At 75.8% G+C, this 26797-nt stretch carries 25 protein-coding genes and 1 riboswitch; of the genes, 11 read left to right on the top strand and 14 right to left on the bottom strand.

Translation table 11 applies throughout. The features are described from left to right. Positions 1-14 precede the first annotated feature (14 nt). The 4 genes from AC3ERT_RS33525 to AC3ERT_RS33510 form a co-directional block, all read right to left on the bottom strand. Positions 15-1427, bottom strand: a complete 1413-nt coding sequence (locus tag AC3ERT_RS33525; protein WP_435126872.1) for an MFS transporter — start codon at positions 1425-1427, stop codon at positions 15-17. Positions 1428-1509: 82 nt separating this feature from the next. Continuing rightward, on the bottom strand, positions 1510-2397 hold the full coding sequence (locus AC3ERT_RS33520) for an LLM class flavin-dependent oxidoreductase (protein ID WP_435178696.1): 888 nt from the start codon (positions 2395-2397) through the stop codon (positions 1510-1512). Continuing rightward, positions 2394-3392, bottom strand: a complete 999-nt coding sequence (locus tag AC3ERT_RS33515; protein ID WP_435178694.1) for a sulfurtransferase — start codon at positions 3390-3392, stop codon at positions 2394-2396. The genes AC3ERT_RS33520 and AC3ERT_RS33515 overlap by 4 nt, the downstream gene beginning before the upstream one ends. Further along, positions 3389-4501 (bottom strand): LLM class flavin-dependent oxidoreductase, encoded by a 1113-nt coding sequence (locus AC3ERT_RS33510; protein ID WP_435178692.1) that lies wholly within the window; start codon positions 4499-4501, stop codon positions 3389-3391. Before AC3ERT_RS33510 ends, AC3ERT_RS33515 begins: the two co-directional genes overlap by 4 nt. Positions 4502-4556: 55 nt before the next feature. Here AC3ERT_RS33510 and AC3ERT_RS33505 point away from each other — a divergent pair, with 55 nt between their 5' ends. The 7 genes from AC3ERT_RS33505 to AC3ERT_RS33475 all read left to right on the top strand — a co-directional run bounded on the left by AC3ERT_RS33505 (position 4557) and on the right by AC3ERT_RS33475 (position 12346). After that, on the top strand, positions 4557-5285 hold the full coding sequence (locus AC3ERT_RS33505; protein WP_335972563.1) for a TetR/AcrR family transcriptional regulator: 729 nt from the start codon (positions 4557-4559) through the stop codon (positions 5283-5285). A gap of 142 nt (positions 5286-5427) precedes the next feature. Beyond that, positions 5428-5633: riboswitch (cobalamin riboswitch) on the top strand. A 19-nt stretch (positions 5634-5652) separates the two neighbouring features. Next, positions 5653-6726 carry an ABC transporter substrate-binding protein gene (locus AC3ERT_RS33500; protein WP_435178690.1) on the top strand — a complete coding sequence of 358 codons (1074 nt, stop codon included), beginning with the start codon at positions 5653-5655 and terminating at the stop codon, positions 6724-6726. Then, positions 6723-7829: a FecCD family ABC transporter permease gene (locus tag AC3ERT_RS33495; protein WP_435178688.1), complete on the top strand. Its 1107-nt coding sequence runs from the start codon at positions 6723-6725 to the stop codon at positions 7827-7829. The genes AC3ERT_RS33500 and AC3ERT_RS33495 overlap by 4 nt, the downstream gene beginning before the upstream one ends. Before the next feature lie 160 nt (positions 7830-7989). Next, on the top strand, positions 7990-8808 hold the full coding sequence (locus AC3ERT_RS33490; RefSeq protein ID WP_435178686.1) for an ABC transporter ATP-binding protein: 819 nt from the start codon (positions 7990-7992) through the stop codon (positions 8806-8808). Then, a complete protein-coding gene (locus AC3ERT_RS33485) occupies positions 8805-9551 on the top strand; it encodes a (2Fe-2S) ferredoxin domain-containing protein (protein WP_335972574.1) in 747 nt (248 codons plus the stop codon). Before AC3ERT_RS33490 ends, AC3ERT_RS33485 begins: the two co-directional genes overlap by 4 nt. Before the next feature lie 206 nt (positions 9552-9757). Beyond that, positions 9758-11455, top strand: coding sequence for a chloride channel protein (locus AC3ERT_RS33480; protein ID WP_435178698.1), 1698 nt, complete (start codon positions 9758-9760; stop codon positions 11453-11455). 405 nt (positions 11456-11860) lie between these two features. Continuing rightward, positions 11861-12346 (top strand): MarR family winged helix-turn-helix transcriptional regulator, encoded by a 486-nt coding sequence (locus tag AC3ERT_RS33475; protein ID WP_335972578.1) that lies wholly within the window; start codon positions 11861-11863, stop codon positions 12344-12346. 93 nt (positions 12347-12439) lie between these two features. Here AC3ERT_RS33475 and AC3ERT_RS33470 read toward each other — a convergent pair whose 3' ends face one another. Next, positions 12440-13009, bottom strand: a complete 570-nt coding sequence (locus AC3ERT_RS33470) for a TetR/AcrR family transcriptional regulator (RefSeq protein WP_435178684.1) — start codon at positions 13007-13009, stop codon at positions 12440-12442. Between the two features lie 101 nt (positions 13010-13110). Here AC3ERT_RS33470 and AC3ERT_RS33465 point away from each other — a divergent pair, with 101 nt between their 5' ends. After that, positions 13111-14043: an NADP-dependent oxidoreductase gene (locus tag AC3ERT_RS33465; RefSeq protein ID WP_435178682.1), complete on the top strand. Its 933-nt coding sequence runs from the start codon at positions 13111-13113 to the stop codon at positions 14041-14043. On the opposite strand, the gene AC3ERT_RS33460 is transcribed toward AC3ERT_RS33465, so the two are convergent. The 5 genes from AC3ERT_RS33460 to AC3ERT_RS33440 are packed head-to-tail and all read right to left on the bottom strand — an operon-like array spanning position 14030 to position 19361. Then, a complete protein-coding gene (locus AC3ERT_RS33460; RefSeq protein ID WP_435178680.1) occupies positions 14030-14920 on the bottom strand; it encodes an STM4011 family radical SAM protein in 891 nt (296 codons plus the stop codon). The two genes, AC3ERT_RS33465 and AC3ERT_RS33460, sit on opposite strands and share 14 nt — an antisense overlap. Before the next feature lie 7 nt (positions 14921-14927). Then, positions 14928-16307, bottom strand: coding sequence for an STM4012 family radical SAM protein (locus AC3ERT_RS33455; RefSeq protein ID WP_435178678.1), 1380 nt, complete (start codon positions 16305-16307; stop codon positions 14928-14930). A gap of 21 nt (positions 16308-16328) precedes the next feature. After that, positions 16329-17138: an STM4013/SEN3800 family hydrolase gene (locus AC3ERT_RS33450; protein ID WP_435127369.1), complete on the bottom strand. Its 810-nt coding sequence runs from the start codon at positions 17136-17138 to the stop codon at positions 16329-16331. Positions 17139-17145: 7 nt separating this feature from the next. Further along, positions 17146-18402 (bottom strand): STM4014 family protein, encoded by a 1257-nt coding sequence (locus tag AC3ERT_RS33445; RefSeq protein ID WP_435178676.1) that lies wholly within the window; start codon positions 18400-18402, stop codon positions 17146-17148. Next, on the bottom strand, positions 18402-19361 hold the full coding sequence (locus AC3ERT_RS33440) for an STM4015 family protein (protein WP_435178674.1): 960 nt from the start codon (positions 19359-19361) through the stop codon (positions 18402-18404). The genes AC3ERT_RS33445 and AC3ERT_RS33440 overlap by 1 nt, the downstream gene beginning before the upstream one ends. 253 nt (positions 19362-19614) lie before the next feature. Between AC3ERT_RS33440 and AC3ERT_RS33435 the strand changes: the two genes are divergently transcribed. Continuing rightward, positions 19615-19941: a hypothetical protein gene (locus AC3ERT_RS33435; RefSeq protein WP_435126841.1), complete on the top strand. Its 327-nt coding sequence runs from the start codon at positions 19615-19617 to the stop codon at positions 19939-19941. 104 nt (positions 19942-20045) lie between these two features. Continuing rightward, positions 20046-21227, top strand: a complete 1182-nt coding sequence (locus AC3ERT_RS33430) for a DUF6745 domain-containing protein (protein WP_435178671.1) — start codon at positions 20046-20048, stop codon at positions 21225-21227. Positions 21228-21245: 18 nt separating this feature from the next. Here the strand turns inward: AC3ERT_RS33430 and AC3ERT_RS33425 are convergent, their stop codons facing one another. Further along, the gene (locus AC3ERT_RS33425; protein WP_435178669.1) at positions 21246-22556 is read right to left on the bottom strand and encodes an MFS transporter; all 1311 of its coding nucleotides are present in this window, start codon (positions 22554-22556) and stop codon (positions 21246-21248) included. 101 nt (positions 22557-22657) lie between these two features. Between AC3ERT_RS33425 and AC3ERT_RS33420 the strand changes: the two genes are divergently transcribed. Further along, on the top strand, positions 22658-23086 hold the full coding sequence (locus AC3ERT_RS33420; protein WP_435178667.1) for a MerR family transcriptional regulator: 429 nt from the start codon (positions 22658-22660) through the stop codon (positions 23084-23086). An 82-nt stretch (positions 23087-23168) separates the two neighbouring features. Here AC3ERT_RS33420 and AC3ERT_RS33415 read toward each other — a convergent pair whose 3' ends face one another. The 3 genes from AC3ERT_RS33415 to AC3ERT_RS33405 form a co-directional block, all read right to left on the bottom strand. After that, the gene (locus AC3ERT_RS33415) at positions 23169-24992 is read right to left on the bottom strand and encodes a 3-keto-alpha-glucoside-1,2-lyase-like domain-containing protein (protein ID WP_435178665.1); all 1824 of its coding nucleotides are present in this window, start codon (positions 24990-24992) and stop codon (positions 23169-23171) included. Positions 24993-25260: 268 nt separating this feature from the next. Continuing rightward, a complete protein-coding gene (locus tag AC3ERT_RS33410) occupies positions 25261-25659 on the bottom strand; it encodes a hypothetical protein (RefSeq protein ID WP_435178663.1) in 399 nt (132 codons plus the stop codon). Between the two features lie 67 nt (positions 25660-25726). Further along, positions 25727-26695, bottom strand: a complete 969-nt coding sequence (locus AC3ERT_RS33405) for an LLM class F420-dependent oxidoreductase (protein ID WP_435126829.1) — start codon at positions 26693-26695, stop codon at positions 25727-25729. Positions 26696-26797 lie beyond the last annotated feature (102 nt).

Below are 26797 nucleotides of genomic sequence, written 5' to 3'. Positions count from 1 at the left end.
CGGTCCGGGGGCGGTCAGGCGCCCGCGGCCTCCGGCTGCGCCGGGGTGTCGGCCGGGGCCGGGCGCGCCGGCGGCGGCACGAAGTCCTTCTGCCGGATCAGCAGCGCGCTGAGCACCGCCGAGACGATCGCCACGACCGCGCCGATCCACAGGATCAGGTTGAGCCCGCCGGTGAAGCCGTGGTGCTCGCTGCGGGTGGTGAACACGGTGCCGAGCACCGCGATCGCGGTGGCCAGGCCGACCTGCCGGGCGGTGGCGTTCACCCCGGAGGCGACCCCGGCCTGGGCCGGGGCGACCACGCCGACCGCGGTGGAGGCCAGCGGCACCGTGACCATGCCCGCGCCCAGCCCGGAGACGATCATCCCGGCGAGCAGGTGCGTCCACGTCGAGGACTCCGTCACCCCGGTCATCAGCGCGATGCCGACGGCTATGAGGACGAACCCGGCGCTGATCATCAGCCGCACCGGCACCGCGGAACTCAGCCGCCCGGCGGTGGTGGACGCCACGAACATCGCGCCGGTCAGCGCCAGCAGCCGCAGCCCGGCCTGCGCGGGCGTGTAGTGCAGGTCCTGCTGGAGGTAGAGCACGAGGTAGGTGATGAGCGCGTAGATCGAGGCGTTGAGGCCGAACGCGGCCACCAGCCCGCCGTTGAAGGTGGGTTTGCGGAACAGCGTCAGGTCCAGCATGGGGTGCGCGGTGCGCCGCTCCTGGACGCCGAACGCGGCCAGCAGCACCGCCGCGCCCGCCAGCGTGCCCCACACCTTCGCCTGCGACCAGCCGTCGGAGGCGTTGATCAGCCCGTACAGCAGCAGTGACAGGCCGCCGCTGAAGGCCACGAACCCGGCCCAGTCCGGCCGGGCGGCCGACGGGTTGCGGGACTCCTCCAGCTTCAGCAGGGTGATCGCCACCACGGCGACGCCGATCGGCACGTTGACCCAGAAGATCCAGTGCCAGCTCAGGCCGCTGGTGAGCGCGCCGCCCAGCACCGGGCCGACGGCGACCGCGATGCCGAGGATGCCGCCGTAGATGCCGAAGGCCAGGCCCCGTTCACGGCCCTGGAACGCCTGGCTGAGCAGCGCCAGCGAGGTCGCCCACACCACGGCGCCGCCGATGCCCTGGCCGGCCCGGGCCAGCGCCAGGAAGAGCGGGCCGGTGGCCAGGCCGCACAGCAGCGAGCCGATCGTGAAGACCGCGGTGCCCGCCGCGTACAGCCGCCGCCTGCCCCATAAGTCGGCGAGCGAGCCGCCGGTCAGCAGCCCGGCCGCCAGGGCCAGCGCGTAGGCGTCGATGACCCATTGCAGGTCGGACAGCGACGAGTGGAAGTCGTCACTGATGTCGGGCAGGGCCACGTTCACGATGGTGATGTCCAGGACGAGCATGAACACTCCGGCCACCACGGCCACGAGCGTCCACCATTTGCGTGCCATGCGGGATCTCTTCCTCTCGGATCAGGTCAGGTGGGGCCCGCCGGGCCGCGGCTTCGCGGCTCGGCGGGCCCGCGGGGCCGGGTCAGGCCCGGGCGAACTCGGCGCGCACCAGCGGGGCCACCTCGGCGGCGAAGCGCTCGCGGTCCTCCGCGTGGTCCAGGCCGAACAGCAGCGGGAAGGTGAACCCGGCGCGCACCACGGCCGCGAGCTGCTCGGCCACCTGCTGCGACGAGCCGGCGACGACGCGCCCGCCGGCGGCGGGCCCGCCCAGGCGGATCTGCACGTTGCAGGCGCAGGTGAGGCTGTCCGGGTCGCGTCCGGCCGCGCGGGCGGCGGCCCGCACCCGGTCCCGCAGCGCCACCGCCTCGGTCAGGCTGAGGCGTTGCAGCGACGGCAGCCAGCCGTCCGCGAGGCGCCCGGTGACGGCCAGCGCCCGCGGTCCGTAGGTGCCCAGCCACACCGGGACGGGGTGCGCGGGGCGCGGTTCGATGCGGGCGTCCTGGACGGAGAAGTGCCGGCCGCGGAACGTCGTCCGGGGCTGCCGCCACAGGGCGCGGATGATCTGCACGGCCTCGTCGAGGGCCGCGACCTTCTCGCCCGGTGTGCGGGTGCTCAGCCCGAAGGCGGCGAACTCGGCCTCGTAGCCGCCGTTGCCCAGGCCCAGCACCAGCCGCCCGCCGGAGAGCCGGTCGAGGGACTCGGCCATCTTCGCCAGGACCGCGGGGGCGCGGTAGGGCAGTCCGAGTACGTCGGTGGCCAGGGTGATCCGGTCGGTCGCGGCGGCCAGGAAGCACAGCGCGGTCCACGGCTCCCAGGTGGCGCGGTCGCTGTGCAGGTGGTCGCTGAGCGCGAACAGGTCGTAGCCGAGCTGTTCGGCGTGGCGTGCCTCGGCCACCAGCAGGTCGGGGTCGGGGCCGCGGTAGTGGGAGACGAGGCCGAAGCCGAGCTGCGTTCCTTCGACGGGGCTCATCGCGCGGCCTCCCCGGTCGCGGGCGCCCCGGTCGCGGGCGCTCCGGTTCCGTCGGCCGCGAACGGCCGGGTGCCTTGCACCACCGGGCGGTCCGGGTCGGCCGACCACGCCGACCAGGAGCCGACGAAGAGCGCGGCGTCCGGCAGCCCGGCCAGTTCCACGGCGAGCAGGTTGTGGCAGGCGGTGACGCCCGAGCCGCAGTGGAACACCACCTCCTCGGCCGCGGTCAGGCCGAGTGCGGCGAACCGGGCGCGCAGTTCGGCGGGCGGGCGGAAGAGGCCGCCGGCGGTGAGGTTGTCCTGCCAGGGGGCGCTGAGCGCGCCGGGCAGGTGCCCGGTGCGGGTCTCCCCGGCGTGGGCGTCGGCGCCCGAGTAGCGGGCGGCGGCGCGGGAGTCCAGGAGCAGGGCGGTCGGCGTGCGGCCGGCCGCGGCCGCCTCGTCGGCGTCGCGCAGCAGGTGGGCCGGCCACGGCGTCACCTCGCGGGTCACCGGCGCCCGCGTCACCGGTCCGGTCTCCAGGGTGCCGTCCCACGCGGCCAGGCCGCCGTCGAGCAGGGCGGCCCGGCGGCCGGTGCGCCGCAGCAGCCACACCAGGCGCGCGGCGAACCCACCGCCCTGGTCGTCGTAGGCGACCACCACGCTGTCGTCGGCGATGCCGAGCCGGCCGAGCCGCGCGGCGAACTCCTCGGCCGCGGGCAGCGGGTGGCGGCCGCCGGCCGCGGTGCCGGGCGCGGCCAGGTCGGTGTCGACGTCCACCCATACGGCGCCGGGGAGGTGCCCGGCGAGGTAGGCGTCGCGGCCGGAGCGGCCGTCGAGGTACCAGCGGACGTCGGCGAGTACGAGGGCGCCGTCCGAGGCAGGGCCCGGGGTACCGTCCGAGGCGGTGTCCGGGGTGGCCGCCGTACGCTCCCGGACCCAGGCGGCCGGGACGACCGGCGGTATCTGCGGGGCGGTGCGCGCGGGTATGTGCGCGGGTATGCCGTCCGGGGTGCTCATACGGCGCCCCCGACCTGGGCCACCGACGCAGCCGGAGCGGCCGGGCGTGCGGCGACGGTGCCGCCGGTGGGGCGGTCCGCGCCGAGGCCCGCGACCTGCGGGACCACGTCGGAGGCCACCAGCTCCATGGCGCGGGCGACCTTGGCGTGCGGGATGCCGCCGATGTCGACGGACAGCAGGTGCAGGTCGTGGCCCCACAGGTCGTGGAGCCGGCCGAGCTTGTCGACCACCTCGGCGGGGCTGCCGCAGATCGCCGAGCCGGGGCCCACCAGGTCGTCGAAGTCGAAGGCGAGCGGTCGGGCGCCGACCGGCAGCTTCGCGCCGCGGAAGTAGTTGGCGTAGTACTCCCGCCACTGCTCGCGGGCCTGCGCGGTGGTGTCGGCGACGAAGACGTGGCTGGCGGCGCCGGTGCGCGCCTGCTCGGCCGGGCGGCCGGCCTTGGCCCACAGCTCGCGGTAGAGCGCGAACATCGGGGCGTGGGTCTGCGGCGGGCGGGCGGTGGTGCCGAAGACCATCGGCAGCCCGGTCTCGACCGCCAGGTGCACCGAGTCCGGCTTGGAGCCGCCGCTGACCCACACCGGCGGCCGCGCCTGGTGCAGCCGCGGCTGCACCCGCACCGCGTCCAGCGGCGGGCGGAAGGCGCCCTGCCAGGTCACCTCGGGCTCGTCCTCGGACCACAGGCGCAGCAGGAGTTCGAGGTTCTCCCGCTTGCGGTCGGCCTTGCTCTCCGGCGGCTGGGCGAAGACGCTGTAGGGGTCGGGGAAGAAGGACGCGCCCGCGATGAGCTGGAGCCGCCCGCCGGAGAGCTGGTCGAGCGTCGCGTAGTCCTCGGCGACCAGCACCGGGTCGCGGTTGGCGACCAGCGTGGTGCCGGTGGCCAGGGTGATGGTGGAGGTGCGGGCGGCTATCGCCGCGAGCACCACCGGGGGCGCCGATATGACGTCGCGCTCCCCGAAGTGGTGCTCCCCCACGGTGAACCAGGAGAAGCCGAGCCGCTCGGCGAGCACCGCGCTGCGGACCACCTCGTCGAGGCGCTCGGCCTGGGAGACGCGGTGCCCGGTGAAGGGGTCGCTGAGTAGGGTGCCGAAAGTGATGGTCCCGATATCCATGTGCACGGTCCTCTGGCGGGTTGACGGAAAGCCCTCAAAGTAAAGTACAACGTGCATGGTAAATTGGGCAACGGACGACGACCCGTATCGGAGGCTTCCCCTGAGTACCCCACCGACGGCCCCCGCCCGCAAGGCGGCACCGGAGCGCCCCGGCCCCGCCCGTACCGGCGGACGGGCCGGCAAGCGCGACGCCATCACCCAGGGCGCCCGGACCGTCTTCGGCCGCGAGGGCTACAGCCGCACCAGCATCGAGGCGATCGCCGCCGAGGCCGGCGTGTCCACGCGCACCATCTACAACCACTTCGAGGGCAAGGACCAGCTCTTCTCCGACGTGGTCCACGACAGCGCCGGGCAGGTCGCGGACGCGTTCGTCGCCACCGTCGAGAAGCAGGTGACCGGCACCGACCCGCGCGCCGACCTGCTCGCGCTCGGCCGCGCCTTCGTCGGCCAGCGCACCCAGTTCCCCGAGCACTTCGCGATGATCCGGCAGATCAAGGCCGAGGTGCAGCACTTCCCCGCCGCCGTGATCGACGCCTGGCAGCAGGCCGGGCCGCAGCGCGTCCAGCGGGAGGTCGCCCGGCGGCTGGAGCAGCTCGCCGGCGCCGGGCTGCTGCGCATCCCCGAACCCGCCCGCGCCACCGTGCACTTCATCGCCCTGGTGACCTCGGAGATCACCATCCGCCCGCACGGCAGCCCGCCGCTGGGCGCGGCCGAGATCCGCGACTGCGTCACCCGCGCCGTCGACGCCTTCCTGCACGGCTACGGCACCGACCGCCCGTCCTGACCCCCGCTCCGCACTCCCCTCGCGCGGCCCTTCCCGTCAACTCCGGGCGGGGCCGCGGCCGTTGGCACCGGGCCCTACCCCCGCGGCGGTGCGGGCCCTCCGCGCCCTGTGATCCGGCCGGCCGGGCGGGGCGGCGCGTTTGGTAGCGTGCGCGTGCCGTGGTGCACGGGAAACCGGTCGGAAGCCGGTGCGGCCCTCGCCACTGTAGTCGCGGAGTTCCGCGGCCCTGCGCCGACCGTCCCCACGACGGTCGGGGCCACTGGGCGGACCGGCAACGGACGCCTGGGAAGGCCGGCCGTGGAGCGTCGACGCGAAAGCCAGGAGACCGGCCACGGCGCGACATCTTCCACGAGGGTTTGGAGTACACGTGCCGAGCAGCGCCCTGCGCCCGTTCCGCCATATCAGCCGTCTCATACGCCCCGGCGCCCGGGCCCGCACCCGCCCGCTACGGCTGCCGGCCGCCGCCGCGGCCCTGCTGGCCACCGGGTGCCTGGCCGCCTGCACGGGGGCGCCCGCCGCGAGCGGCCCGACGTCCTCCGCCGCCGCGCGCAGCAGCACCGCCCCGGTCAGCGTGCGCAGTTGCGGCGTGGCCACCACCGTCGCCGCGCCCCCGAAGCGGCTGGTCACCCTCAACGAGGGCGCCACCGAGGTCGCCCTCGCGCTGGGCCTCCAGTCGCGGATGGCCGGCACCGCCTACCTCGACGACACGATCCCCGCGAAGTGGAAGGCCGCCTACGACTCCGTGCCGGTGCTCAGCAAGGAGTACCCGTCCAAGGAGAAGCTCCTCGCCGCGCGCCCCGACTTCCTCTACGCCTCCTACACCAGCGCCTTCACCGGCAAGGTCGCCGGCACCCGCGCCGAGCTGGCCGCCGAGCACATCGGCTCCTATCTGTCGCCCTTCGGCTGCGCGGACGCGAAGCAGGTGCCCGCCGCGTCGTTCGAGGCGGTGTGGGGCGAACTCGCCGACATCGCCGCGGTCTTCGGGGTGCCGCAGCGGGCGGCCGCGATCGAGCGGCAGCAGAAGACGGCGCTGGCCGCACTGGCCGCCCAGGGCGCGGGCAAGGGCCTGGACGTGCTCTGGTACGACTCCGGCACCAAGTCCCCCTACGTCGGGGCCGGCCACGGCGGACCGCAGACCGTCCTGGACGCCGTCGGCGCGCACAACGTGTTCGGCACCCTGAAAGGCGGCTGGCAGAACGTGAGCTGGGAGCAGGTGGCCGCCGCCGACCCGGACGCCATCGTGCTCGCGGACGCGAGCTGGGACAGCGCCGCGGCCAAGATCTCCTATCTGGAGCACGACCCCGTGCTGAGCCGGCTCACCGCGGTGCGCCGGCGCGCGTTCGTCGTCGTGCCGTTCTCGGAGTCGACGCCCGGCGTGCTCCTGGCGGACGGCGCGGCCCGGGTCGCGGCCGGTCTGGCCGCGCTGCCCGCCGCGTCGTGACGGCCGCGGACCGTACGCGTACGCGTACGCCCGACCGCGCCCGCGACCGTACAGCGGCCCGCTCGGCTGCGGTGCTGGCCGCGGCCGCGGTGGCGCTGCTGGCGGTGTGCCTGCTCGGCCTCGCGATCGGGTCGGTGCACGAGCCGCCGCGGGTGGTGGCCGACGTCCTGCTGCGGCGGCTGGGCCTGGGCGACCACCATGTGACGCTGCTGGACGACCAGATCGTCTGGCAGCTGCGGCTGCCGCGGGTGGTGGGTGCGGCGGCCACCGGCGCCGGGCTCGCGGTGTGCGGCGCGGTGCTCCAGACGCTCACCGGCAACGACCTCGCCGACCCCTACCTGCTGGGCATCTCCGACGGCGCCGCCGTCGGCGCGGTCACCGTACTGGTGCTCGGCGTCGGCGCGTCCGGCGCGGCGGCCGCCGGTGCGCTGCCGGTCGCCGCGTTCGCGGGGGCGCTGCTCGCGGCGGCGCTCGTCATGGCGCTGGCCGGTGCGGGGTCCTGGTCGCTTTCCGGGACCCGCACGGTCCTCGCCGGGGTCGCGGTGGGGCAGATGTGCGCGGCGTTCACCTCGTTCGTGGTGCTCGTCCTGGGCGACCGGGACGCCGCCCGCGGTGTCATGGAGTGGACGCTCGGCTCGGTGGCCGGGGTGCGGTGGCACACGGCGCTGTTCCTCGCGGCGGTCGCCGTCACCGGGACGGCGGTGGCGCTCGCCGCGGCCCGGGACCTGGACGCCTTCGCCTTCGGCGAGACCGCGGCACGCTCCTTCGGCGTTCCGGTGGAACGGCTGCGGTGGCTCCTGGTCGGCACCTGCGCCCTGGTGACGGCCTGCCTGGTGACCGAGACCGGCGTCATCGGCTTCGTCGGGCTCGTGGTCCCGCACGTCGTCCGCCTGCTGTGCGGCCCGGGGCACGCGGTCCTGCTGCCGGCCTCCGCGCTGCTCGGCGCGGCCCTCCTGGTCGGCAGCGACCTGCTCGCCCGGTCCGTCCTGCCCGACCAGGAGATCCCGGTCGGCGTGATCACCGCGGGGCTGGGCGCCCCCTTCTTCGCCGCCCTCCTCCGCCGCCGCACCCGCACCGCGGCCCCCGCGGGAGCCCGCCCATGACCGCGGCCCGGCGCCCCCTCCCCCACCCGAACCACCACGCGAGCCCGCACATGACCGCCAGGCAACAGCCCCACCCCGGGCAGGTATCCGCCACGGGCGGAGGGCGGCCGCCGTTCGCCCCGCGCCACCACCTCGCCGGACCCGCCGTGCGGGGCCGGGCGTGAGCGCCCGGGAGCCGGTGGTGCTGGGGTGCGCCGGGGTCGGGGTGCGGGTCGGGGACGCCGTGCTGCTGGAGGACGTCGCGCTCGACTTCGCCCCCGGCCGGCTGACCGGCCTGCTCGGGCCGAACGGCGCCGGGAAGACCACGCTGCTGCGGGTCCTGGCCGGGCTGGGGCGGCCCGGCCGGGGGCGGGTCGAGCTGGACGGGCAGGACCTGTACGCGCTGCCGGCCCGGCGCAGGGCGCGGCGGGTGGCGTTCATGGAGCAGCAGGCGGACACCGGCCTGCCCCTGACGTCCCGTCAAGTGATCGAGCTGGGCCGGACCCCGCACCGCGGCCGGTGGCCGGTGCCGCCGGGCTCGGCCGCGGCGGCGCGGGAGCAGGCCGTACTGGCCGGGGCAGTGGCCGCCGCCGATGTCGGCGCCCTGCTCGACCGGAGCTGGTCGTCGCTGTCCGGGGGCGAGCGCCAGCGGGTCCAGCTCGCCCGGGCGCTGGCGCAGGAGCCCGGTGTGCTCCTGCTGGACGAGCCGGCCAACCACCTGGACCTGCGGCACCAGTTGGCGTTCATGGAGACGGTCCGCGCTCTGGGCGTCACCGCGGTGGCCGCGCTGCACGACCTCGAACTCGCGGCCGCCTACTGCGCGGACATCGCCGTCCTGCACGGCGGCCGGCTGGTCGCGCACGGCCCGGTGGAGCAGGTGCTCACCGCGGAACTGGTCGGGCGCGTGTACGGGGTGGACGTGACCGTGGCGCGCCATCCGGTGCACGACCGCCCGCATGTGCGGTGGAACGGCGTACTGCGCGGGGCGGACGCGTCATGAGCCTGGTGCTGGTCGGCATGTCGGCGGTGGAGGCGGGCCGCCGGGCCGAACTGCTGGCCCTGGCCCGGCGCTCCGGCGCCACGATCGCCTTCCTCCAGCAGGGCGAGCCGTCGCTCACGGCCGAGTTGGCCCGGCTGGCGGACGCGCGGACCACGGAAGAGGGCACCGGCACCGGCGGCGCCCCCGTCGTCCTCGTCGGGGTCCGGCTGGGCGGCGGCGGGCCGGGGCCGTCCTGGCTGCGCCGGGTCGCCGCGTACTGGTGGCGGGAGCACGGCGGCCCGCGCCCGGAGGTGCGGGTGGGCGCGAAGCTCGCCGGGGACCTGGCGGAGGTCGCCGCGGCCGCGGCCACCGCGCGGCCGGTCACCGGCGAGGAGCCCGGCCTGACCTCGGCCGCCTGGGCGGAGGTGCCCGGACACCGCCACCAGGTCCTGGTGTGCCGCGGCCCGCGCTGCACCGCGAAGGGCGCGGACGCGACCCTGCGCGCCCTGGTCGGGGGGCTCGGCGCGCACGGGCTCGGCGACGACGACGTGCTGGTGACGCAGACCGGCTGCCAGTTCCCCTGCAACCAGGCACCGGTGGTCAGCGTGCAGCCCGACGACGTCTGGTACGGCCGGGTGGACCCGGCGGCGGCCGCGGCGATCGTGGCCGCCCACCTCGCCGGCGGCCGCCCCGAGGCGGAGCACCGCCTGCCCCGGCACCGCGCCGGCCCGCCGTCCCACCCACCGGACTTTGCCGGGTGCTAAGTTTGCACAGCGCAAGGTTTTTGTTGCATCATGCAAACGTGCTGACGCCTGCCGACTTCCCGCCCGAGCGCCCCGCCTCCCCCGCCACCCCCGCCACCGCGGACGCCGCTCTGGACGCCGCTCTGGCCGCCACCGCGGGCGCTGTCCGCGTCGGCCGCGGTCCGGCCGCCCTGCTGACGGCGCTGCGGGAGGCGAAGGGCGGGCTGCTGGTGCTGGCCCTGGCGGTCGGGTGCGGGGCGGGCGCGGGCGCGATCGCGTTCCGCTGGCTGATCGGGACCTTCACCCGCGCGCTGTCCGGCCACACGGACTACTCCGCCGCCGGCCGCGCCGCCAATCCGCACGTGCCCTGGCTCGGGCACTGGTTCGTGCTGCTCGCCCCGGTGCTGGCCGGCCTGGTCTACGGCCCGCTGGTGCAGCGCTTCGCCCGCGAGGCCCGCGGCCACGGCGTCCCCGAGGTGATGTACGCCGTCGCGCGCCGCGGCGGGCGGATCGCGCCGCAGGTCGCCGTGGTGAAGTCGCTGGCGTCCGCGCTGTGCATGGGCGGCGGCGGCTCGGTCGGCCGCGAGGGCCCGATCGTGCAGATCGGCTCCGCGCTGGGCTCCACGCTCGGCCGCGCGGTGCGGGTCGCCGAGGACCGGATGCGGGTGCTGGTCGCCTGCGGCGCGGCCGGCGGCATCGCGGCCACCTTCAACGCACCGCTGGCCGGGGTGTTCTTCGCGATGGAGCTGATCCTGCGGGACTTCACCGCCGAGTCGTTCGGCATGGTCGTCCTGGCCTCGGTCACCGCGAGCGTCATCGGCCGCGCCGCGTTCGGCGACGAGCCGTTCCTGCACCTGCCCGCCTTCACCGTGACCCACCTCTCGCAGTACCTGCTCTTCGCCCTGCTCGGCGTACTGGCCGGCGCCGTCGGCGTCGCCTTCACCCGGGTCCTGTACCGGGTGGAGGACGCCTGCGACTGGGCCTGGCGCGGCCCGGAGTGGGCCCGCCCCGCGGTCGGCGGCCTCCTGCTCGGCGGCCTCCTGCTGCTCCTGCCCGAGATGTACGGCGTCGGTTACCCCGTCCTGGAGCGGGCCGTCGGCGGGAAGTACGCGATCGGGTTCCTGGTCGTCCTGCTGCTGGGCAAGATGCTCGCCACCAGCCTGACCATCGGCATCGGCGGCAGCGGCGGGGTCTTCGCGCCCTCGCTGTTCATGGGCGCCATGCTCGGCGCCGCCTACGGTGCCGCCGCCCACCACCTGCTGCCCGGCGGCGCCGGACCGGTCGGCGCCTACGGCCTGATCGGCATGGGCGCCGCCTTCGCCGGCGCGGCCCGCGCCCCGATCACCGCGGTGGTCATCATGTTCGAACTCACCGGCGAGTACACGATCATCCTGCCGCTCATGACCGCGATCGTGCTCGCCACCCTGACCAGCCGCGCCCTGTCCGCCGACACCATCTACACCCTCAAGCTGCGCCGCCGCGGCATCGACCTCGACCAGGCCCCGGGCGGCACCGTGCTGGCCGGGATCACCGTGGGCGCCGTGATGGAAGCGGTCCCCCCGCCCCTGGACGGCGCCACCCCGCTCGCCGGCGCCGCCGAGGCGCTGGCCCGCTCCCCGCACGGTGTCCTGCCGGTGACCGCCGACGGCGCCTACCTCGGCACCGCCACCGCCCGTACCGCCGCCGAGACCCTTGCCGACGGCGCCCACGCGGACGCGACCGTGCGGTCCATCACCCACCTGCCGGCGCCCGTCACCGCCGCCACCGACCTGTCCACCGCCCTGGACGCCCTGGTCAGCTCCGAAGGCGCCGGGCTGCCGGTGCTCGACGACGACCGGGCGCACCTGACCGGCTGGATCACCCACCAGGCCGTCCTGCACGCGCTGCGCGGACCGTCGCGGAGCGCCGCCGCGGCCGCCGGCTGAGACGGGACGCCCCGTACGGCGTCCAGGACCCGCCGCAGAAGCCGCGCGCCGGCTCCGGAGCACGACCGTCGGCGGTCAGCCGGCCACCGGGGCGAGCAGTTCCGCCGGCAGGTCCGCGGTGGCGCGCGGAACGATGCAGAGCAGGTGCCCGGCCGGGTCCACGAAGACCTTGAACCGGTCGCCGCCACCTGCCCGCCGAGGAAACCCTGGTAGAACCGGGCCAGCCGGATCGGATCGGGGCAGTCGAGGGTGATCGCGAGGAGCCGGGCCGCAGGGTGCATGGGCCGAGTCTTCCACCGTCGGCCCGCCCGCGGCAGGCGCCCACGGCCCGTGCCCCGCCTTCTCCGCCGGCCGAGGGGGGCCGGTGCCTGCCGGGGACACGGCCGGGGATGTAGAAAGGTGTCCATGGTCGCTTCCCCGTCCGTGCCGGACAACGACGCCGAGGCCATGGTCAGCGCGCTGCTGACCGCCTCGCGGCTCCTGGTCGCCGTTTCCGCCCGCTCGCTCGCGTCGGTCGAGGAGTCCTTGACGCTGCCGCAGTTCCGGATGCTCGTGGCCCTGCACAGCCGCGGACCGCTCAGCCTGTCCGCGCTGGCCGCGGAGTTGGACGTCCAGCCGTCCACCGCGATGCGGATGATCGACCGGCTGGTCGCCGTGGACATGGTCGAGCGGGGCACGGTGCCCACCGACCGCCGCACCACGCTGATCTCCCTGACCGCCGCCGGGCGCCGTACCGTCACGGAGGCGACCGAGCGCCGCCGCAAGGAGATCGCCCGGATCGTGGACGCGATGCCCGCCGTGCGGCGCCGCGAACTGCTGGGGGCGCTGCACGCCTTCACCGAGGCGGGCGCCGAGCCCGCCGCCAACTCCGCGAGCCTGCCCGCCTGGTGACCCGCCGGGCGCGCGCCGCCCGGCCACCCGCCCGCGCGCGCCGCCCGACCGACCCCCGCCGGAACCGCCGCGGCTACCGCCCGACCAACCCTTTCAGCAGCCGGACGCGGCCGCCCGCACCTCCTCGAACGCCTGCCGGGCGAGCGTGTCGAAGTCGTCGCCGTCCGACGTGCGGCTCCAGCGGTCGAAGGCCATCGCGGAGGCGAGCGCGCCGAGTTCCGCGGCCACCCGCGCGGTCGTGTCGGGCACCCCGCGCTGCCTGAGCGCGTCGGCCACCGACGCCACGAGGGCGAGGTTCTTCAGCGCCTCGCGCTCCCGCAGTTCGGGGTGGGCGTCGATCACCGCCTGCCGGCGGGCGACGAACGCCCGGCGCTCGGGGGTGAAGACCTCCCGGCCGACCGCGTCCAGCGCGCGGCCGACCGCGTCCAGCGGCGCCGCGCTCTCCGGCGCCGCGGCGATCGCCGCCACCAGCAGCACATCGATCGAGCCGCCGCCGAAGAGCACTTCCCGCTTGTCCTGGAAGTGCCGGAAGAAGGTGCTCTTCCCCAGCCCCGCGCGCTGCGCGATGTCGATCACGGTGGTGTTGTCGTATCCCCGCTCGTCGAACAGCTCCAGTGCGGCGTGCGCGAGCCGTTCGGCGGCATTCGGTTCCCAGCGGGCCATGGGCCCAGTCTACGGGACTCGGTCCCGTCACTCGTGTACCGTAGGTGATGGAACCAAGTCCCATCACTCTCGGTGCAGCACCGGCGGAGGAACGGCGAACCATGAAACGCATCCAGTACCACCAGTACGGCGGGCCCGAGGTCATGCGGCTGGAGGAGTTCGAGCCCGCGCGGCCCGGCACCGGCGAGATCCTCGTCCGCGTCCGCGCCGCCGCGGCCAACCCGATGGACTTCGGCATCCGCGAGGGCCGGATGAAGCAGGTGACCGGCCGGCGCTTCCCCCGCGCCATGGGCTACGACTTCGCGGGCGTCGTGGAGGCGGTCGGCGACGGCGTCACCCGGCTGCGGGTCGGCGACGAGGTGCTCGGCGGGACGCCCATCAAGGCCGCGGGCGCGTTCGCCGACGTGGTCGTGGCGCGGGAGCGGGACGTCGTGCACAAGCCCGCGGGGCTGTCGTTCGAGGACGCCGCCGCGGTCCCGACCGTCGGCATCACCGCCCTTCAGGCCCTGGTCTCCAAGGGCAGGCTGCGGGCGGGCCACGCCGTGTTCGTGCACAGCTGCCTCGGCGGCGTCGGCCGCTCCGCGGTGCAGATCGCCCTCGCCCGCCAGGCCACGGTCGCGGGCAGCTGCCGCGACAGCGCCGCCGACGAGGCCCGCGCCCTCGGCGTCGAGCCCGTCGTCGGCTTCGACTTCGACCCGGCCCCGCTCGCGCGGCGGTTCGACATCGTGCTCGTCGCCGCCGGCCCCCTGCCGCTGAAGTCCGCCCGGGCGCTGCTCAAGCCCGGCGGCCGGATCGTCAGTGTGCTGCCCACCCCGGCGAACCTCGCCCGGAGCGTCCTGCCCGGTCCGCTCCACGTCGTGATCGCCCGGCCGGTCACCGAGGACATCGAAACGGTCGCCCGGGCGGCCGGCGAAGGCACCCTGCGGCAGCCGATCGCCCGGACCGTCCCGCTGTCCCAGGCGGTCCCGGCGCTCACCGAACTGGAGCAGGGCGGCGCGAACGCACGCGGCAAGCTGATCATCACACCAGGCTGAGCCGCGGCCCCGCCCCCGGCGCCGTTGCCGGGACGGCGGCCGGGATGCGTTCCAGGACACCGCCCGCGAACACGTCGTACAGCGGGAGGGTGTTGAGGTGGACGTAGCCGATGTGGCAGTCGCACGCGGTCAGCGGACAGGGGCGCGGGCGCAGGGCGGCCCGGAAGCTGCCGTCGTAGAGGTTGCCGAGCGGTGCGGGCACGAAGTGGCAGCGGCGCACGGTGCCCGCGCCGTCGACGGAGACCACCGACTCACCCGTGCGGCAGGGCAGTCCGGCGCTCGCGTGCGGGTACCTGCTGTACGGGAAGAGGGGGTCGATGCCGGTCCAGGCGCCGGCCTCCTCGTCGGTGTACGCGCGGCCCTCGGCGGCATTGACCCACAGGTAGACGTGGCCGGGCAGATCGGCGCGCAACCGCCGGGCCGCGTCGAGGTGTTCGGGCTGCCCGACCACGCCGACGCTGAAGCGCACACCGCGCCCGGCCAGGTCGCGGCACTTGCCCAGGAAGCGGTCGTAGGGCGTCTGCCCGGGGTGGTAGGTGCACCACAGGGCGACGGTGTCCAGGTCCGCCGCCTCCAGCCAGTCGGTGCGGCAGCTCAGGTTGGTCTGGATCGCGACGCGCCGGACGTGCGGCAGCCGGGACAGTTCGGTCAGGGCGCGCCGGTACCAGGAGCGGACCAGGCCCTCGCCCCAGGGGGTGAAGAGGATCGACAGCCGGTCGTCGCTGCCCTGCTGCCGCGCCCAGTCGGTGAAGCGCGCGAGCGCGGCCCGGTCGGCGCGCAGTTGCTCCCCGGTGTCGCGGCGCTTGGCGAACGGGCAGTACGGGCAGTCGTAGTCGCAGGAGGCGAGCGGTCCGCGGTAGAGCAGGGTCAGGTCCACCGGGTGCTCACTTCCGCTCGTAGGCGGCCATCGCGGCGCGCACCGCCGGGGAGAACAGGGCCGGGCCGATCGCGTCGGAGTGGGCCAGGCCCTCGGGGGTCAGCCGCAGGGTGGTGCCGTCGTCGGTGAGCCAGCCGCGGTCGGCGAGGCGGTCGAGCACGGCGCCGAAGTGGTCGGCGGGCGCGGCGCCGAACCGGGCCCGGTAGCCGGCGTGTTCGAGCCCGGCGGCCTGGAGCAGCGACTGGAGCAGGTGGCGTCGGCGGGCCTCGCCGGTGTCGATCCGGCGGCCGGTCTCGGCGCGGGCGAAGTCGGCCGCGGGGCGGGCCGCGAAGTCGTCGATGATGCCGCGGATCTGGTGCATGCCCACCGCGTAGTCGAAGGAGTAGTGCAGGCCGGAGGTGTAGGAGCGGGCGCCGCAGCCCAGGCCGATCATGCCGTCGGTCTGGCAGGCGTAGTCGTCGGCGCCCTGGGGCGGGGCGTCGGCGCGGCGGAACATCCGCATGGACTGCTGCGTGTAGCCGTGGGCGAGCAGGTGGTCGCGGCCGGCGCGGTACAGGCGCAGCCGCTGCTCGTCCCAGGCCGGATCGGGGTCCTGCGCGTCCTGCGTGCCGCGGCGGTGCAGGCCCGTCAGCGGGCGGACGTAGAGCGGGTAGAGGTAGAGCTCCTCGGGGTGCCAGGCCAGGGCCGCGTCCAGGGAGGCGCGCCAACTGCGGTCGGTCTGGCCGTCGATGCCGTAGATGAGGTCGATGTTCAGCACGGGGATGGCCGCGTCCCGGACCCGGCCGAGGGCGGCCTCGACGTCGGCGCGGCGCTGGGGGCGGACGGCGGCGCGCGCCTCGGTGCCGACGAAGCTCTGCACGCCGAGGCTGAGCCGGGTGGTGCCGCGCTCGGCGAGCACCCGCAGCCGGTCGGCGGTGGCGGTGGCCGGGGACGCCTCGACGGACAGCGGTACGGCCCGCAGGTCGGCGCCCATGTGCTGCTCGGCGATGTCGCACAGCCGGGTCAGCTCGGCGGCGGTCAGGAAGGTGGGGGTGCCGCCGCCGAACGCGGCGGTGGCGAAGCGGGCCCCGTCCTCCAGGGCGGCGCGCACCGCGCCCGCCTGCCGCTCCAGGGCGTCGAGGTAGGCGCCGGTCAGGCCGTCGGGGGCGCCGACCCGGGTGAAGAGGTTGCAGAAGCCGCAGCGGACCTCGCAGAAGGGGATGTGCAGGTAGAGGGAGAGGCTGTGCTGGGGTTCGCCCGTCCACAGGTCGCGCAGCGCGGGCCGGTCGGGCAGCGGCCGGTAGGCGGTCTTGTGCGGATAGGCGTAGACGTAGCTCTGGTAGGGCCCGCCGTCGAGGGCGTCGAGGGCGTCGGGGGTGACGGCGGCGGGGGGTGGGGCGACGGTCATCGGGCGGCCCTACCTTTCAACTCACGGGTGCTGGGGGTCGAGGAAGAAGTGGGCGTACGGCACGGTCCACACCGAGGGGTGGCCCAGGCGGTGGCCGGTGTAGCCGTCGTCGCCGTAGGCGGTGCCGTGGTCGGAGCAGACGATCGCGAAGCAGCGGCGCCGGCTGCTCGCGGCGGCGAAGAGCCGCCCGATGTGCCGGTCGACGTACTCCAGCGCGGCGGCGTGGGTGGCGCGGCTGTCCCCGGCGTCGCGCCCGGCGCCGGGCAGGTGGAACCAGTTCGGCTGGTGCAGCGCGGAGACGTTGACGAAGAGGAACAGCCTGCGCTCGGGCGGCAGGGCGCGCACGATGTCCTCGGCGCAGGCGACCTGGTGTTCGAACGAGGTGGGCGAGGTGACGCCGAACTCCTCGGTCCAGTGGGCCTCGTGGAAGAGCCCGGGCAGCACCGAGCCGAGCGGGCCGCGCCGGTTGAAGAAGCCGACCCCGCCCACGCAGGCGGTGTGGTAGCCGGCGGCGGCGAGCCCGGAGACGAGGTCCGGCGTGTCGTAGACGAAGGTGCCGGGCGCGGTGGTCTCGCTCCCGGCGAAGCGCGCGGCGAACAGCCGGGCGTGCGGGCCCGGGGCGGCCGGGGTGGGCAGGAAGCCGGCGAAGATCGCCTGGTGCGAGGCGTAGGTGAAGCTCCCGGGCGCGTGCCGCTCCTCCCACCGCCCGCCGGGAAGGTGCCGGGCCAGGTGCGGGATGCGGCCGCGCGCGGCCAGCTCCGCGGCGACGTCGTGGCGCAGGGTGTCCAGGGTGACCAGCAGGAGGTCGTGGCTGCCGACGACCTCGGTCATGTCCGGCTCAGCGGCCGGCGGGGCGGCGGGCATCCAGGCGTCCTTCGTCGTGCGGGGCGGGCGGGGCGGGCAGGATGGGTGGGGTGGGCCGCGTGGGCAGGAGGTGCCGAGTGCTCGGCGCGGCCGGGTCGTCGGGGTCGGCTGAGGTCGGTGGGCCGGGCGGCTCCTCCAGCAGCGCCCTGACCTGGGCGGCGTAGGTGGTCAGGCCCTCGGCGGGACCGCCGGACAGGCCCGGCAGGCCCGGGAGGAGGTCGCCGAAGGCGTTCACCTCGCCGACGAAGGAGCGGCGCCAGCCGACCGCGGGGAGCAGGTCGACGCCGACGCACAGGGTGCGCGGGAAGCAGGCGGCGGCGCGCTCGCACACGTCGAGGAAGTCGCCCCAGCTCGCGCCGGACGCCTCCACCGCGGCGCGGGCGGCGGCGAGGTCGCCGCGCCGCCCGCCGAGGTGGAGGTTGGTCAGCGGGGACCGGCTGGTGCGCACCACCGCGTGGGTGGCGCGGCCGCCGACCACGACGACGCGCAGGTCCGCGGCGCGCCCGGACTGGGACGCCTTGGGCAGCCAGCGCTCCAGGTGCAGGCCGTCGGGGGCGAGCGCGTCGACGATCGCGGCGATGTCGGTCTCCTCCTCGTAGCGGCGCACCTTCAGGGAGTTGTGCAGATGGCCGTCGGCGCCGCGCTCCACGGAGGTGGTGGCCCGTATCCGCCCGCCGCCCGCGGTCTCCACGGCCAGCACCCCGGACGCGGAGGAGCCGTGTGCGGGTTTGACGAACAGCCGCGGCATGCGGTGCTCGCGGACGGCCGTGCGCACGTCGTCCCAGCCGCGGACCGGGGCCGCGCCGGGCCCGGAGGTCGGCGAGTCCGGGACCGGTATCCCGGCGGCGCGCAGCACCGCGTGGCAGCGCCGCTTGTCGAACAGCACGGCGAGGTCGGCCGGGTCGTCCAGCCGCCGTCCGCCGCGCAGCCCGGCGACGGCGGCCAGGAAACCGGTGTACCAGCGGGCGGAGCCGTCCACCCGCGTGGCGGCGTGGCCCGCGCCGCGCAGCCGCCGGTCGACCTCGGCGTCCTCCCCCGGCGAGTCGAGACGTACGACCTCGCGCGGGTCGAAGTCGGCGCCGCCGTCGCGCAGGACGTCGCGCCAGGCGACGACGCGCGGGGCGGGCAGCCCGGCGGCCCGGACGGCGTCCGCGAAGAGCGTGACGCGCCGGTTCTCCGGGTTGCCGACGACCGCGAGGCGCGGTGCGGCCCTGCTCGCCGGGGAGGCCATCACTCGCCCACGGAGACGTAGCGCCAGACGGTGCCGTCGCTCTCGCGGTCCTCGTCGGCGTCGTCGGCGTCGACGTCCACCTCGACGCCGGACGGGCGCAGGGTGTCGGTCAGCCGCTCCCGCATCGGGTCGCTCAGGTAGTTGTGGTGCAGGTCGAGCGTGGTGAGGTGGGTCAGCGGCTGGCCGGCCAGCAGCGCGCCGGCGCCCTCGTCGGTCAGGACGCCCATGGACAGGTCCAGCACCTCCAGTCGGGCCACGACCGGCGCCGCGGCGACCGCCGCCGCGACCGCGTCCTGCATCTCGCTGTTGCGCAGGGCGAGGTGGCGCAGCTTCGGGAAGCGGACGCCGGACAGGATGCCCTCCAAGTCGGACACCTCGCTGTCGCCGCCGTAGTCGGGGGTGCCGAGCCACAGGTCCAGGTGCTCCAGCGCCGGCAGGTCGCTGGCGCCGACGCCGCGCACCACCTGGGCGGGCAGCCCGCCGGTCTCCATCACCAGCCGGCGCAGGGCGGCGTGCTCGACGGCGGGGAACTCCAGTTCCGTGCCGCCGCGCACGCCCAGCTCCAGCAGCTCGGGGTAGGCGGCCAGCACCGGGGTGACGTCGCCCTGGTGTATCCAGGAGATCTCGCACTCCTCCATCACCATGTCGCCGATGAACACCGCGCGCAGGGCGGGGAAGCGGTCGCGGGCGCCGGCCAGCGCCTCCACGACGGGGTCGGACGAGCTGTCGTACGCCTCCTCCCAGGCGCCCACGATCAGCGCCTTGACCCGGGTGGTGTCGACGGCGCCGCAGAAGCGGGCGAAGGCGCCGTGCCAGTCCTCGTCGGAGTCGTACACCTCGCCGCGGACGCGCCAGGCGACCGTGTCGGGGCCCGGGAGGCCGGCCACGGGCGCGTCGGGGCCCGGGAAGTCGAAGGCGGGCAGCCCGTGCTGCTCGTCGAGGTGGTCGCCGATGGTCATGCGCCTGCTCCTGTGCGGAAGATCCGGGTGGTGCCTGGTGCCCGCAGTTGTACCAACCGGGTCTGACAACAGCCGTGCAGGGGTGGTCCGGCGGGTGCCGGGCGGGCGAACGGGCGCGGCGCCGCGGGCGGTTGGCGGCTGTCTTGCCGCTGGCCGCCGCCGGCCGCTGCCGCCGGCCGTTGTCAGTGCCCGGCCCTAGGGTCGAGGACAGATGGCCGGCGCGCGGTGCGCCGCCTTGGGGAGGAGGTGTGCCGTGTACCGGCAGGGAGACGTGCTGATGGTGCCCGTGGCGGCGGAGGCGCTGCCCGCCCACGTTGGCGCGGCCGACCGGGAGCCGCGGGACGCGCGCGGCCGGCTGGTGCTGGCGCTGGGCGAGGTCACCGGTCACGCCCACGCGGTGGTCGGGCCGGGCGAACTGGTCCGGGAGCCGGGTCCGTTCGGGCCGTTCCTGCTCCATCTGCCGCAGGGCGGCCGGGTGGTGCACGAGGAGCACGCGACGATCACGCTGCCGCGCGGCTGGTTCCGGGTGATCCGTCAGCGGGAGTACGTACCGGGGTCGGTGCGGATCGTCGCGGACTGAGCGGGGCGCGGGCACGCGCGTCGCACGCCGTCAGGCATCGGATCTGGCGTCGGATCAGGTATCGGCATCAGGCAGCAGGCATCGGGATCGGGGCAGAGCAGGGGATGGACGGGAACGCGATGAGCATGGTGGACGCGGTGGGGACGGCGACGGACCCGGCGGGCGTGGTGGGGCAAGTGGCCCCGGTGGGCGGCGCGGCGGGCGAGGGCGCGCCGGGCGACCCGGTGCGGGTCTGGCGGGAGTACGCCTCGGCGACCGGCCCGGCCGACCGGGCGGCCGCCGAGCGCGGGATACGGCTCGCCTACACGCGGGCCGGGCTGCCGCAGCCGCGGGAGATCCGCTGGGTCGGCTCGCCGCGCGAGGCCGTCGATGTGCTGCGCGCCCTGCCGGACGCCGGTCCCAGCCTGCGCGAGCAGATCCGTACGGCCCCGTGGGCGGCCGAACGCGCCCGGCTGCACACCGAGTTGGGTGCGGCGGGCTGGTCGGCGCACTGGGGTGCGAGCGGCGGGCGGCTGTGGGCGGCGACGCAGGCGCTGGTCGACCGTGTCCGGGAAGGCGTCGTCGAGGACGTCACCGGGGTCGCCCCGACCGCGCCCGGCGGCGCGACCGGGGGCGCCGCGGGGCTTCCGCGAGAGGAGCGGGCGGCGTACGAACGGGTGGCGACCGAGGTCCGGCTGCTGATGCTCGACGCGGTGCTCGGCCAGCACGACGCCCCGTGGCTGGCGGCCTTCCCGGCGGACCTGCCCCCGCTGGACGGGCTCGCCCAGGTGTGCCGCCACGCCGGCTGGTGGTGGCCGTTCGCGCGGGTCGCGGTGGTGAGCGAGCGCCCGGTCGCCCTGCACCGCGACGAGGCCGGGCGCCTGGACCACGGCGCGGGCCCCGCGCTCGCCTACCCCGACGGGTTCGCCCTCCACGCGTGGCGCGGCATGCCGGTGCCCGCCTCGTTCCTGGCGGAGTTGGGCGCCCTGACGCCGGACCGCATCCGCGCGGAGGAGAACGCCGAACTGCGGCGGGTGATGCTGGAGTACTACGGCTACGACCGGTACCTCGCCGAGTCCGGCGCCCGCCCGGTGCACCGCGACGAGACGGGCGTGCTGTGGCGGATCGACCTCACCGGCGACGAGCCGGTGGTGATGGTGGAGGTGGTCAACTCCACCCCGGAGCCGGACGGCACCCACCGCACGTACTGGCTGCGGGTGCCGCCCTCGACCCGCACCGCCCGGGAGGGCGTCGCCTGGACCTTCGGGGTGGCCGCGGAGGCGTACGAACCGATGCAGCAGACCTGACCCGGGCCGGGCGTCCGTTCAGCGCCGTACGAGGCCGGGCCGTACCGGGTCGTGGCCCGCGCGCATCCCGGCCACCGCGCACCCGCACAGCAGGACGACGAGCGCGGTCAGCGGCGCGGTCCAGCCGCCGGTGGCGCCGTGCAGGGCGGCCGCGAGCACCGGGCCGGTGGCGGCGAGCAGGAAGCCGCAGGTCTGGGCCATGGTGGACAGGGCCGTGACGTGGTCGCGGTCGTTCCCGCGGTGGGAGTAGAGCACGCCGGGCAGCGCCTGCCCGGCGCCGAGCCCCATCCCGAGGACCGCCACCCACACCGTCCAGCTGCCGGCGGGGGCGAGCAGCAGCCCGGTGAAGCCGGCGGCGCAGGCCAGGGCGGTGCCGAGGATATGCGGGCGCTGGTCGGCGCGTTTGGCCGCCAGCACCGGCGCGACGAACCCGCCGACGGCGACACCGCAGATCAGCAGCGCCTGGCCGGAGCCCGCGGCGCCGCTGGCGACGCCGGACCGCACCAGGATCGAGGGCAGCCAGGCGAGCGTGGTGTAGAAGGCGAGGGTCTGGACGCCGAAGAAGGCGGTCAGGCTCCAGGCGACCGCGGTGCGCGCCACGTGCGGCCGTTCGCTGTGCCGGGTGCCGGTGACGGCGGGGGTGGCGGGCCGTGCCGGGCGGGGGCGGTCGCGCGCCGGCGCGGTCATCCCGGCGGCGGCCAGCACCGCGGGCACCACCGCCAGGCCGATCGCGGGCTGCCAACTGCCGGTCGCGCGGGCGACGGGCACCACCAGGGCCGCGACCAGCGCCGAACCGGTGCCCATCGCCAGGGCGTAGACGCCCATCATCGTGCCGACGCGCTCCCGCGGGAAGCGGGTGCGCACCAGGACCGGGATGAGCACATTGACGACGGCGGTGGCCGCGCTGACCACGACGGTGCCGGCGAACAGCCCGCCCATGCCGCACATCCGCAGCACCGCGCCGGCCACCACCACCAGCGCGGCCCACCACAGGCCGCGCTCCTCGCCGAGCCGCCGCCGCACCGCGCCCGCGAGCGGCGCGAACGCGCCCATGCACAGCGGCGGCAGCAGTCCCAGCAGGGAGACCGTGGCCTGGCTGAAGCCCGCGACCGGGGCGAGCGGCCCGACCTGCCCGAACGCGACACGGGTGTTCAGGCTCATCAGCACGAAGCCGACGACGAGCAGCGCGCCGGCGCCCTTGGCGGACGGCGGCGCGGTGCGCCCGCGCGGCGCGGCGGCACCGGCTTCTGCGGCAGCGGCGTCCGCGGCGGCGGAGCCGGTGGTCGCGGCGGAGCCGGTGGTCGCGGCGGGCGGCGGGGACGCGGACACGGCAGGAGCCTCCAGGCGCTCGGGTGGTTCGGTTACGCTGGTGACCACCCTGCGCGCTCAAGCGGACTTGAGCGCAAGTGCCGTCGTCCCGGGAGGTGCGCATGCCGCGTCGGCTGTACTCGATCAGCGAGGTCGCCCGCGCCTTCGGGGTCTCGGTGCCGACACTGCGCTACTACGAGGAGTGCGGACTGATCCGTCCCGCGGCCCGGCGCGGCCGGGTGCGCCACTACGACCGGGCGGCCCTGGAGCGCCTGGCGTACGCGCAGCAGTGGCACGACGACGGCATGATGTCGCTGGCCGACACCGCTGCCGTGATGTCCAGCGCGCACGCGCCCGAGCGGCACGCGCTCATCGCCGCCGAGTACGGCGCGATGCAGGAGCGGATCGAACGCCTCACCCGGGCCGCCGCCCTGCTGCGGCACATGATGGACTGCCCGTCGGACCACCCGCTGAGCTGTCCGGTGACCGGCGCCGAGATCCGCGCCCGCGTCGACGCGGCCCTGACCGCCGCGGACCTGCCGCCGAGCTGACCCGAGCCCCAACCGGCCGTTCGGCCGACCTGCCCGCCGACCGGTGCCCGCCCCGGGCGCGGCGGCCCGGGGCGGGACGCGGTCAGCTCGCGCTGCTGACGGTGATGTTCCGCCAGCTCGCCGTGCTGGACTGGTCGCGCACGCCGATCGCACCCTGCGTGAAGGCGCAGCCGGTGTCCTGGTAGCTGAAGCTCGCGGTCGGCCCGCCGGCGGCGGGTGTGCCGGTCACCTCCAGCGTGCAGCCGCTCACCTGCACCTCGACGTGGTACCAGGTGCCGTTGGCGAGGCCGCCGGAGATCGGGGTGTCGGCCAGTGCGGTCCACCCGCCGTTCTGCCGGCCGAGGAAGAGGCTCGACGCGGAGACGCCCACGTAGTAGCCGTTCAGCGCGTCGGTGCCCGCGGCCGGGTTCGAGGCGCGGACGAGGAAGCCCGCCTGCGTCCCGCTGTCGATCCGTACGTCGCCCGCCAGGCGGTAGTCGGTCCAGCCGGTGGAGCCCGCGATGGACTTGTCGCCCCCGTCGCCGCCGCAGGTCTCCGACAGCACGCCGCCGGAGGTGGTCCAGCAGCCCCCGTAGTCGATCCAGCCCGACGTGCCGTTGGCGAAGTCGCCGGCGTAGGGCAGCACTCCGGAGTTGCCCTCGGCCGTGCCCTCCTCGCAGCCCGTCGCGCCGCCGACGGTGGGCGTGGTCAGGCGGACGGTGGCTCCGGTGGTGCCGAGCAGCAGGTCGGGGCTGTAGTTGGTCTTGCAGCTGGAGTCGTCGGTGGCGGCGGGCTCGAACGGGGCCGGGGTCCAGGACCAGGAGCCGGTGGAGTCGGGGTCCTTGACGAACACCGCCTGCCGGTCCTCCGGCGTGAAGTCGTTCGATCCGGTGAAGCGGGTGCGCATGCCGGCCAGCATCAGCTGCCCGTCGGGTCCGCCCTGCGGGCTCCAGACGATGTAGGGGCTGCTGCCGAGGTAGCGGCCGTCGGAGGTGACGGCCTCCGTCCCCAGGTCGGAGGGCCCGCTCCCCCACGTGGTGCCGCCGTCGGTGGACGTCTTGGTGTGCGCCTCGCAGTTGCGCCCGTCGCCGCAGATCTCGTACGCCATCACCATGCGGCCGTCCGGGAGGGTGGCGACGGTCGGCATCCCGGGCCGGTCGGTGTCGGAGGTGCTCTCGACGTCGGCGACCAGGCCCGGCGCGAAGTTCGTCGACCCGTCCGGGTTGGCGCTCCAGGTCACGCCGCCGTCGTCGGAGACCATGTGCGCGATGATCTGCGCGTGCGCCGGCTCCGGGCGCTCGTCGGAGAAGTACATCGCCAGCCGGCCGGCGCCGTCGGTGGTCAGGAACGGCTCCCAGATGCCGGAGCCGCCGTGGGGCGCGCCGGAGCCGCCGCCGCCTTTCTGCACGATGTCCTGGTACGTCCAGCTGGCGCCGTGGTCGGTGCTGCGCCACAGCACGAAGTCGGTCTCGGCCTGGCTGCTGGGCGCGATGTTGCCGACCAGCAGCAGGGTGCCGGCCGGGTAGGCGCCCATCTGCTGCGGCAGTTCGTACAGGAACGGCTGCCAGAACTGGTCCGAGGGGTGGCCCGCGCCGGTCAGCGGGTCGCTGACGGTGCTGAGCGTCTGCCAGTCGGCGCCGTCGTCGGCGGAGCTGCGGATCACGAAGCCGGACGCGCTGCCGTCCAGGTTCGCGTGCTCGAAGGAGCCGATGAGCGTGCCGTCCGCGCTGCCGCTGTGCGCGAGCCGGATGACCCGCGAGTAGGCCAGGAACTCGTTCGTCGAGGCGCGGGTGTACATACTTCCGCCCGCCGCGTTGGCCGAGGCGCTCGGCGCGGTGGCCACGGCGGCGGTCGCCGCCAGGATCACCGCGGTCAGGAGCATGATCAGTCGGGGCGGTCCCGTCCGGTGCCACCGTCGCCATTCCATGGGGAGTCCTCTCGCGTCCGTGGTCCGGACTCTTTGCATCGTTGCAATTGCGGCGACGGTACAACTGGGCCGGATGGGGCGTCAATGCACGTGCGGGAAAGAGCACTTGCCCGCTCCCAGGTCACGCGGGCCGCGCCGCGGGGGCGCGGATACGGCGGCCGACGGGCTGCCGACCGGCGGGACCTGCGGCTCACGGTCGGCGTCGCGGTCAGCGCTTCGCGGTCGGCGTCGCGGTCAGCGGCCTCGGCGCGGGCGCCGCGGAGCGCCGTCACGGCGCTGGCGACGGTGGCGACCGGCGTGCCGTCCGCGCGGTCGCGGGGGGCCGCGGCTGAACGCCCGGCGGGCCTTGGGCCCGGCCCCGTCCGGTGAAGTGGTCGCGGATGCCGGCGGTCGGCGTGCCGGGGTGCTCCAGGGCGGCGAAGCGGCCGCTGCGAGGGGCCACGCACCACTGGGCGAAACGCGTGGAGCCGTTCAGCCGTTCGTACCAGGTGCGCTGGAGTTCGCCCTCGGGGAGGCACGCGAACCTGTCCGCCCGGTGACCGGTCAGTGCCCGCAGGTGGTCCAGGTCGGTGCCCTGCTCGCAGGGGCGCCCGGGTGCCGGCGCGGGCCGGGTGCTCGCGCGCAGCCGGGCGCGCAGGTCCCGCAGCGCCTCGTCGGGCACGGACACGCGGAAGGTTTGGAGCCGGTCACCCTCCATGCCCCCGTGCTCGCGGCCCGCCGGGCGGGCACGGGCCTCACAGGGCGGTGCGCAGGGCGGGCAGCAGGGTCTGCTCGGCCCAGTCCAGGAAGGGCCGTTGGTGGTCGCCGCCGATCTGGATGAGGGCGATCTCGTCGAAGCCCGCCTTGGCGTACGGGCGCACCGCGTCCACGAACGCGCCGACGTCGTCGCCGCACGGGATGGACGCGGCCACGTCCTCGGGCCGGACGAACTGGGTGGCGCCGGCGAACCCCGCGGTGCCGGGCAGTTCCGCGTTGACCTTCCACCCGTTGCCGAACCACCGGAACTGGTCGTGGGCCCGGGCGACCGCCTTGTCGCGGTCGGGGTCGTAGCAGACCGGGAGCTGGCCGACGCGCGGCTTGCCCGCGCCGCCGCCGCGGTCGAACGCCTCCAGCAGGCCGCGGTCGGGTTCGGTGGCGATGGCCAGGTCGGCGAGCTGCCCGGCCAGCGCGCACGACCGCGGGCCGGAGACGGCCATCCCGATCGGCGGCGGGGTGTCCGGCCGGTCCCACAGCCGGGCGCCGCGTACGTCGAAGTACCGCCCGCGGTGGTCGAGTTCGGCCCCGTCCAGCAGGGCCCGGATGATCCCCACGGCTTCCTCGAACTTCTCCAGCCGGGTCGCGACCGGCGGCCAGCCGCCGCCCACCACGTGCTCGTTGAGGTTCTCCCCGGAGCCGAGGCCGAGCCGGAAGCGGCCCTGCGACAGCAGTTGGACCGTGGCGGCCTTCTGGGCGACCACGGCCGGGTGGTAGCGGGTGGTCGGGCACGTCACGTACGTCATCAGCGGGATGCGCTCGGTGGCCTGCGCGGCCGCGCCGAGCACGCTCCAGGCGTACGGCGCGTGGCCTTGCGTGTCCAGCCACGGGAAGTAGTGGTCGGAGGTGACGGAGAAGTCGAAGCCCGCGCGTTCCGCGCCCACCACGTGCTCGACGAGGTCCCGCGGCCCCGCCTGCTCGGTCATCATCGTGTATCCGAACCGCACCATGCCGCATCGTCCTTCCGCTCGGTGTGCAGCCTCGCGGCGCCGCCGTACGGAGCCTGCCGCAGCACGAGCGCCGACGGCCTGCGGGTACCCGGTGCGGCGCGT

Source organism: Actinacidiphila sp. bgisy145 (assembly GCF_057708125.1).
This window is presented reverse-complemented; position numbering and strand designations above follow the sequence as displayed.

What these genes read in the sequence shown, in the direction of transcription:
- AC3ERT_RS33525 (WP_435126872.1), bottom strand. Translation starts at nt 1,427, where the DNA reads ATGGCACGCAAATGGTGGACGCTCGTGGCCGTGGTGGCCGGAGTGTTC.
- AC3ERT_RS33520 (WP_435178696.1), bottom strand. Translation starts at nt 2,397, where the DNA reads ATGAGCCCCGTCGAAGGAACGCAGCTCGGCTTCGGCCTCGTCTCCCAC.
- AC3ERT_RS33515 (WP_435178694.1), bottom strand. Translation starts at nt 3,392, where the DNA reads ATGAGCACCCCGGACGGCATACCCGCGCACATACCCGCGCGCACCGCC.
- AC3ERT_RS33510 (WP_435178692.1), bottom strand. Translation starts at nt 4,501, where the DNA reads ATGGATATCGGGACCATCACTTTCGGCACCCTACTCAGCGACCCCTTC.
- AC3ERT_RS33505 (WP_335972563.1), top strand. Translation starts at nt 4,557, where the DNA reads ATGGTAAATTGGGCAACGGACGACGACCCGTATCGGAGGCTTCCCCTG.
- AC3ERT_RS33485 (WP_335972574.1), top strand. Translation starts at nt 8,805, where the DNA reads ATGAGCCTGGTGCTGGTCGGCATGTCGGCGGTGGAGGCGGGCCGCCGG.
- AC3ERT_RS33475 (WP_335972578.1), top strand. Translation starts at nt 11,861, where the DNA reads ATGGTCGCTTCCCCGTCCGTGCCGGACAACGACGCCGAGGCCATGGTC.
- AC3ERT_RS33470 (WP_435178684.1), bottom strand. Translation starts at nt 13,009, where the DNA reads ATGGCCCGCTGGGAACCGAATGCCGCCGAACGGCTCGCGCACGCCGCA.
- AC3ERT_RS33465 (WP_435178682.1), top strand. Translation starts at nt 13,111, where the DNA reads ATGAAACGCATCCAGTACCACCAGTACGGCGGGCCCGAGGTCATGCGG.
- AC3ERT_RS33455 (WP_435178678.1), bottom strand. Translation starts at nt 16,307, where the DNA reads ATGACCGTCGCCCCACCCCCCGCCGCCGTCACCCCCGACGCCCTCGAC.
- AC3ERT_RS33450 (WP_435127369.1), bottom strand. Translation starts at nt 17,138, where the DNA reads ATGACCGAGGTCGTCGGCAGCCACGACCTCCTGCTGGTCACCCTGGAC.
- AC3ERT_RS33445 (WP_435178676.1), bottom strand. Translation starts at nt 18,402, where the DNA reads ATGGCCTCCCCGGCGAGCAGGGCCGCACCGCGCCTCGCGGTCGTCGGC.
- AC3ERT_RS33440 (WP_435178674.1), bottom strand. Translation starts at nt 19,361, where the DNA reads ATGACCATCGGCGACCACCTCGACGAGCAGCACGGGCTGCCCGCCTTC.
- AC3ERT_RS33430 (WP_435178671.1), top strand. Translation starts at nt 20,046, where the DNA reads ATGGACGGGAACGCGATGAGCATGGTGGACGCGGTGGGGACGGCGACG.
- AC3ERT_RS33420 (WP_435178667.1), top strand. Translation starts at nt 22,658, where the DNA reads ATGCCGCGTCGGCTGTACTCGATCAGCGAGGTCGCCCGCGCCTTCGGG.
- AC3ERT_RS33415 (WP_435178665.1), bottom strand. Translation starts at nt 24,992, where the DNA reads ATGGAATGGCGACGGTGGCACCGGACGGGACCGCCCCGACTGATCATG.
- AC3ERT_RS33405 (WP_435126829.1), bottom strand. Translation starts at nt 26,695, where the DNA reads ATGGTGCGGTTCGGATACACGATGATGACCGAGCAGGCGGGGCCGCGG.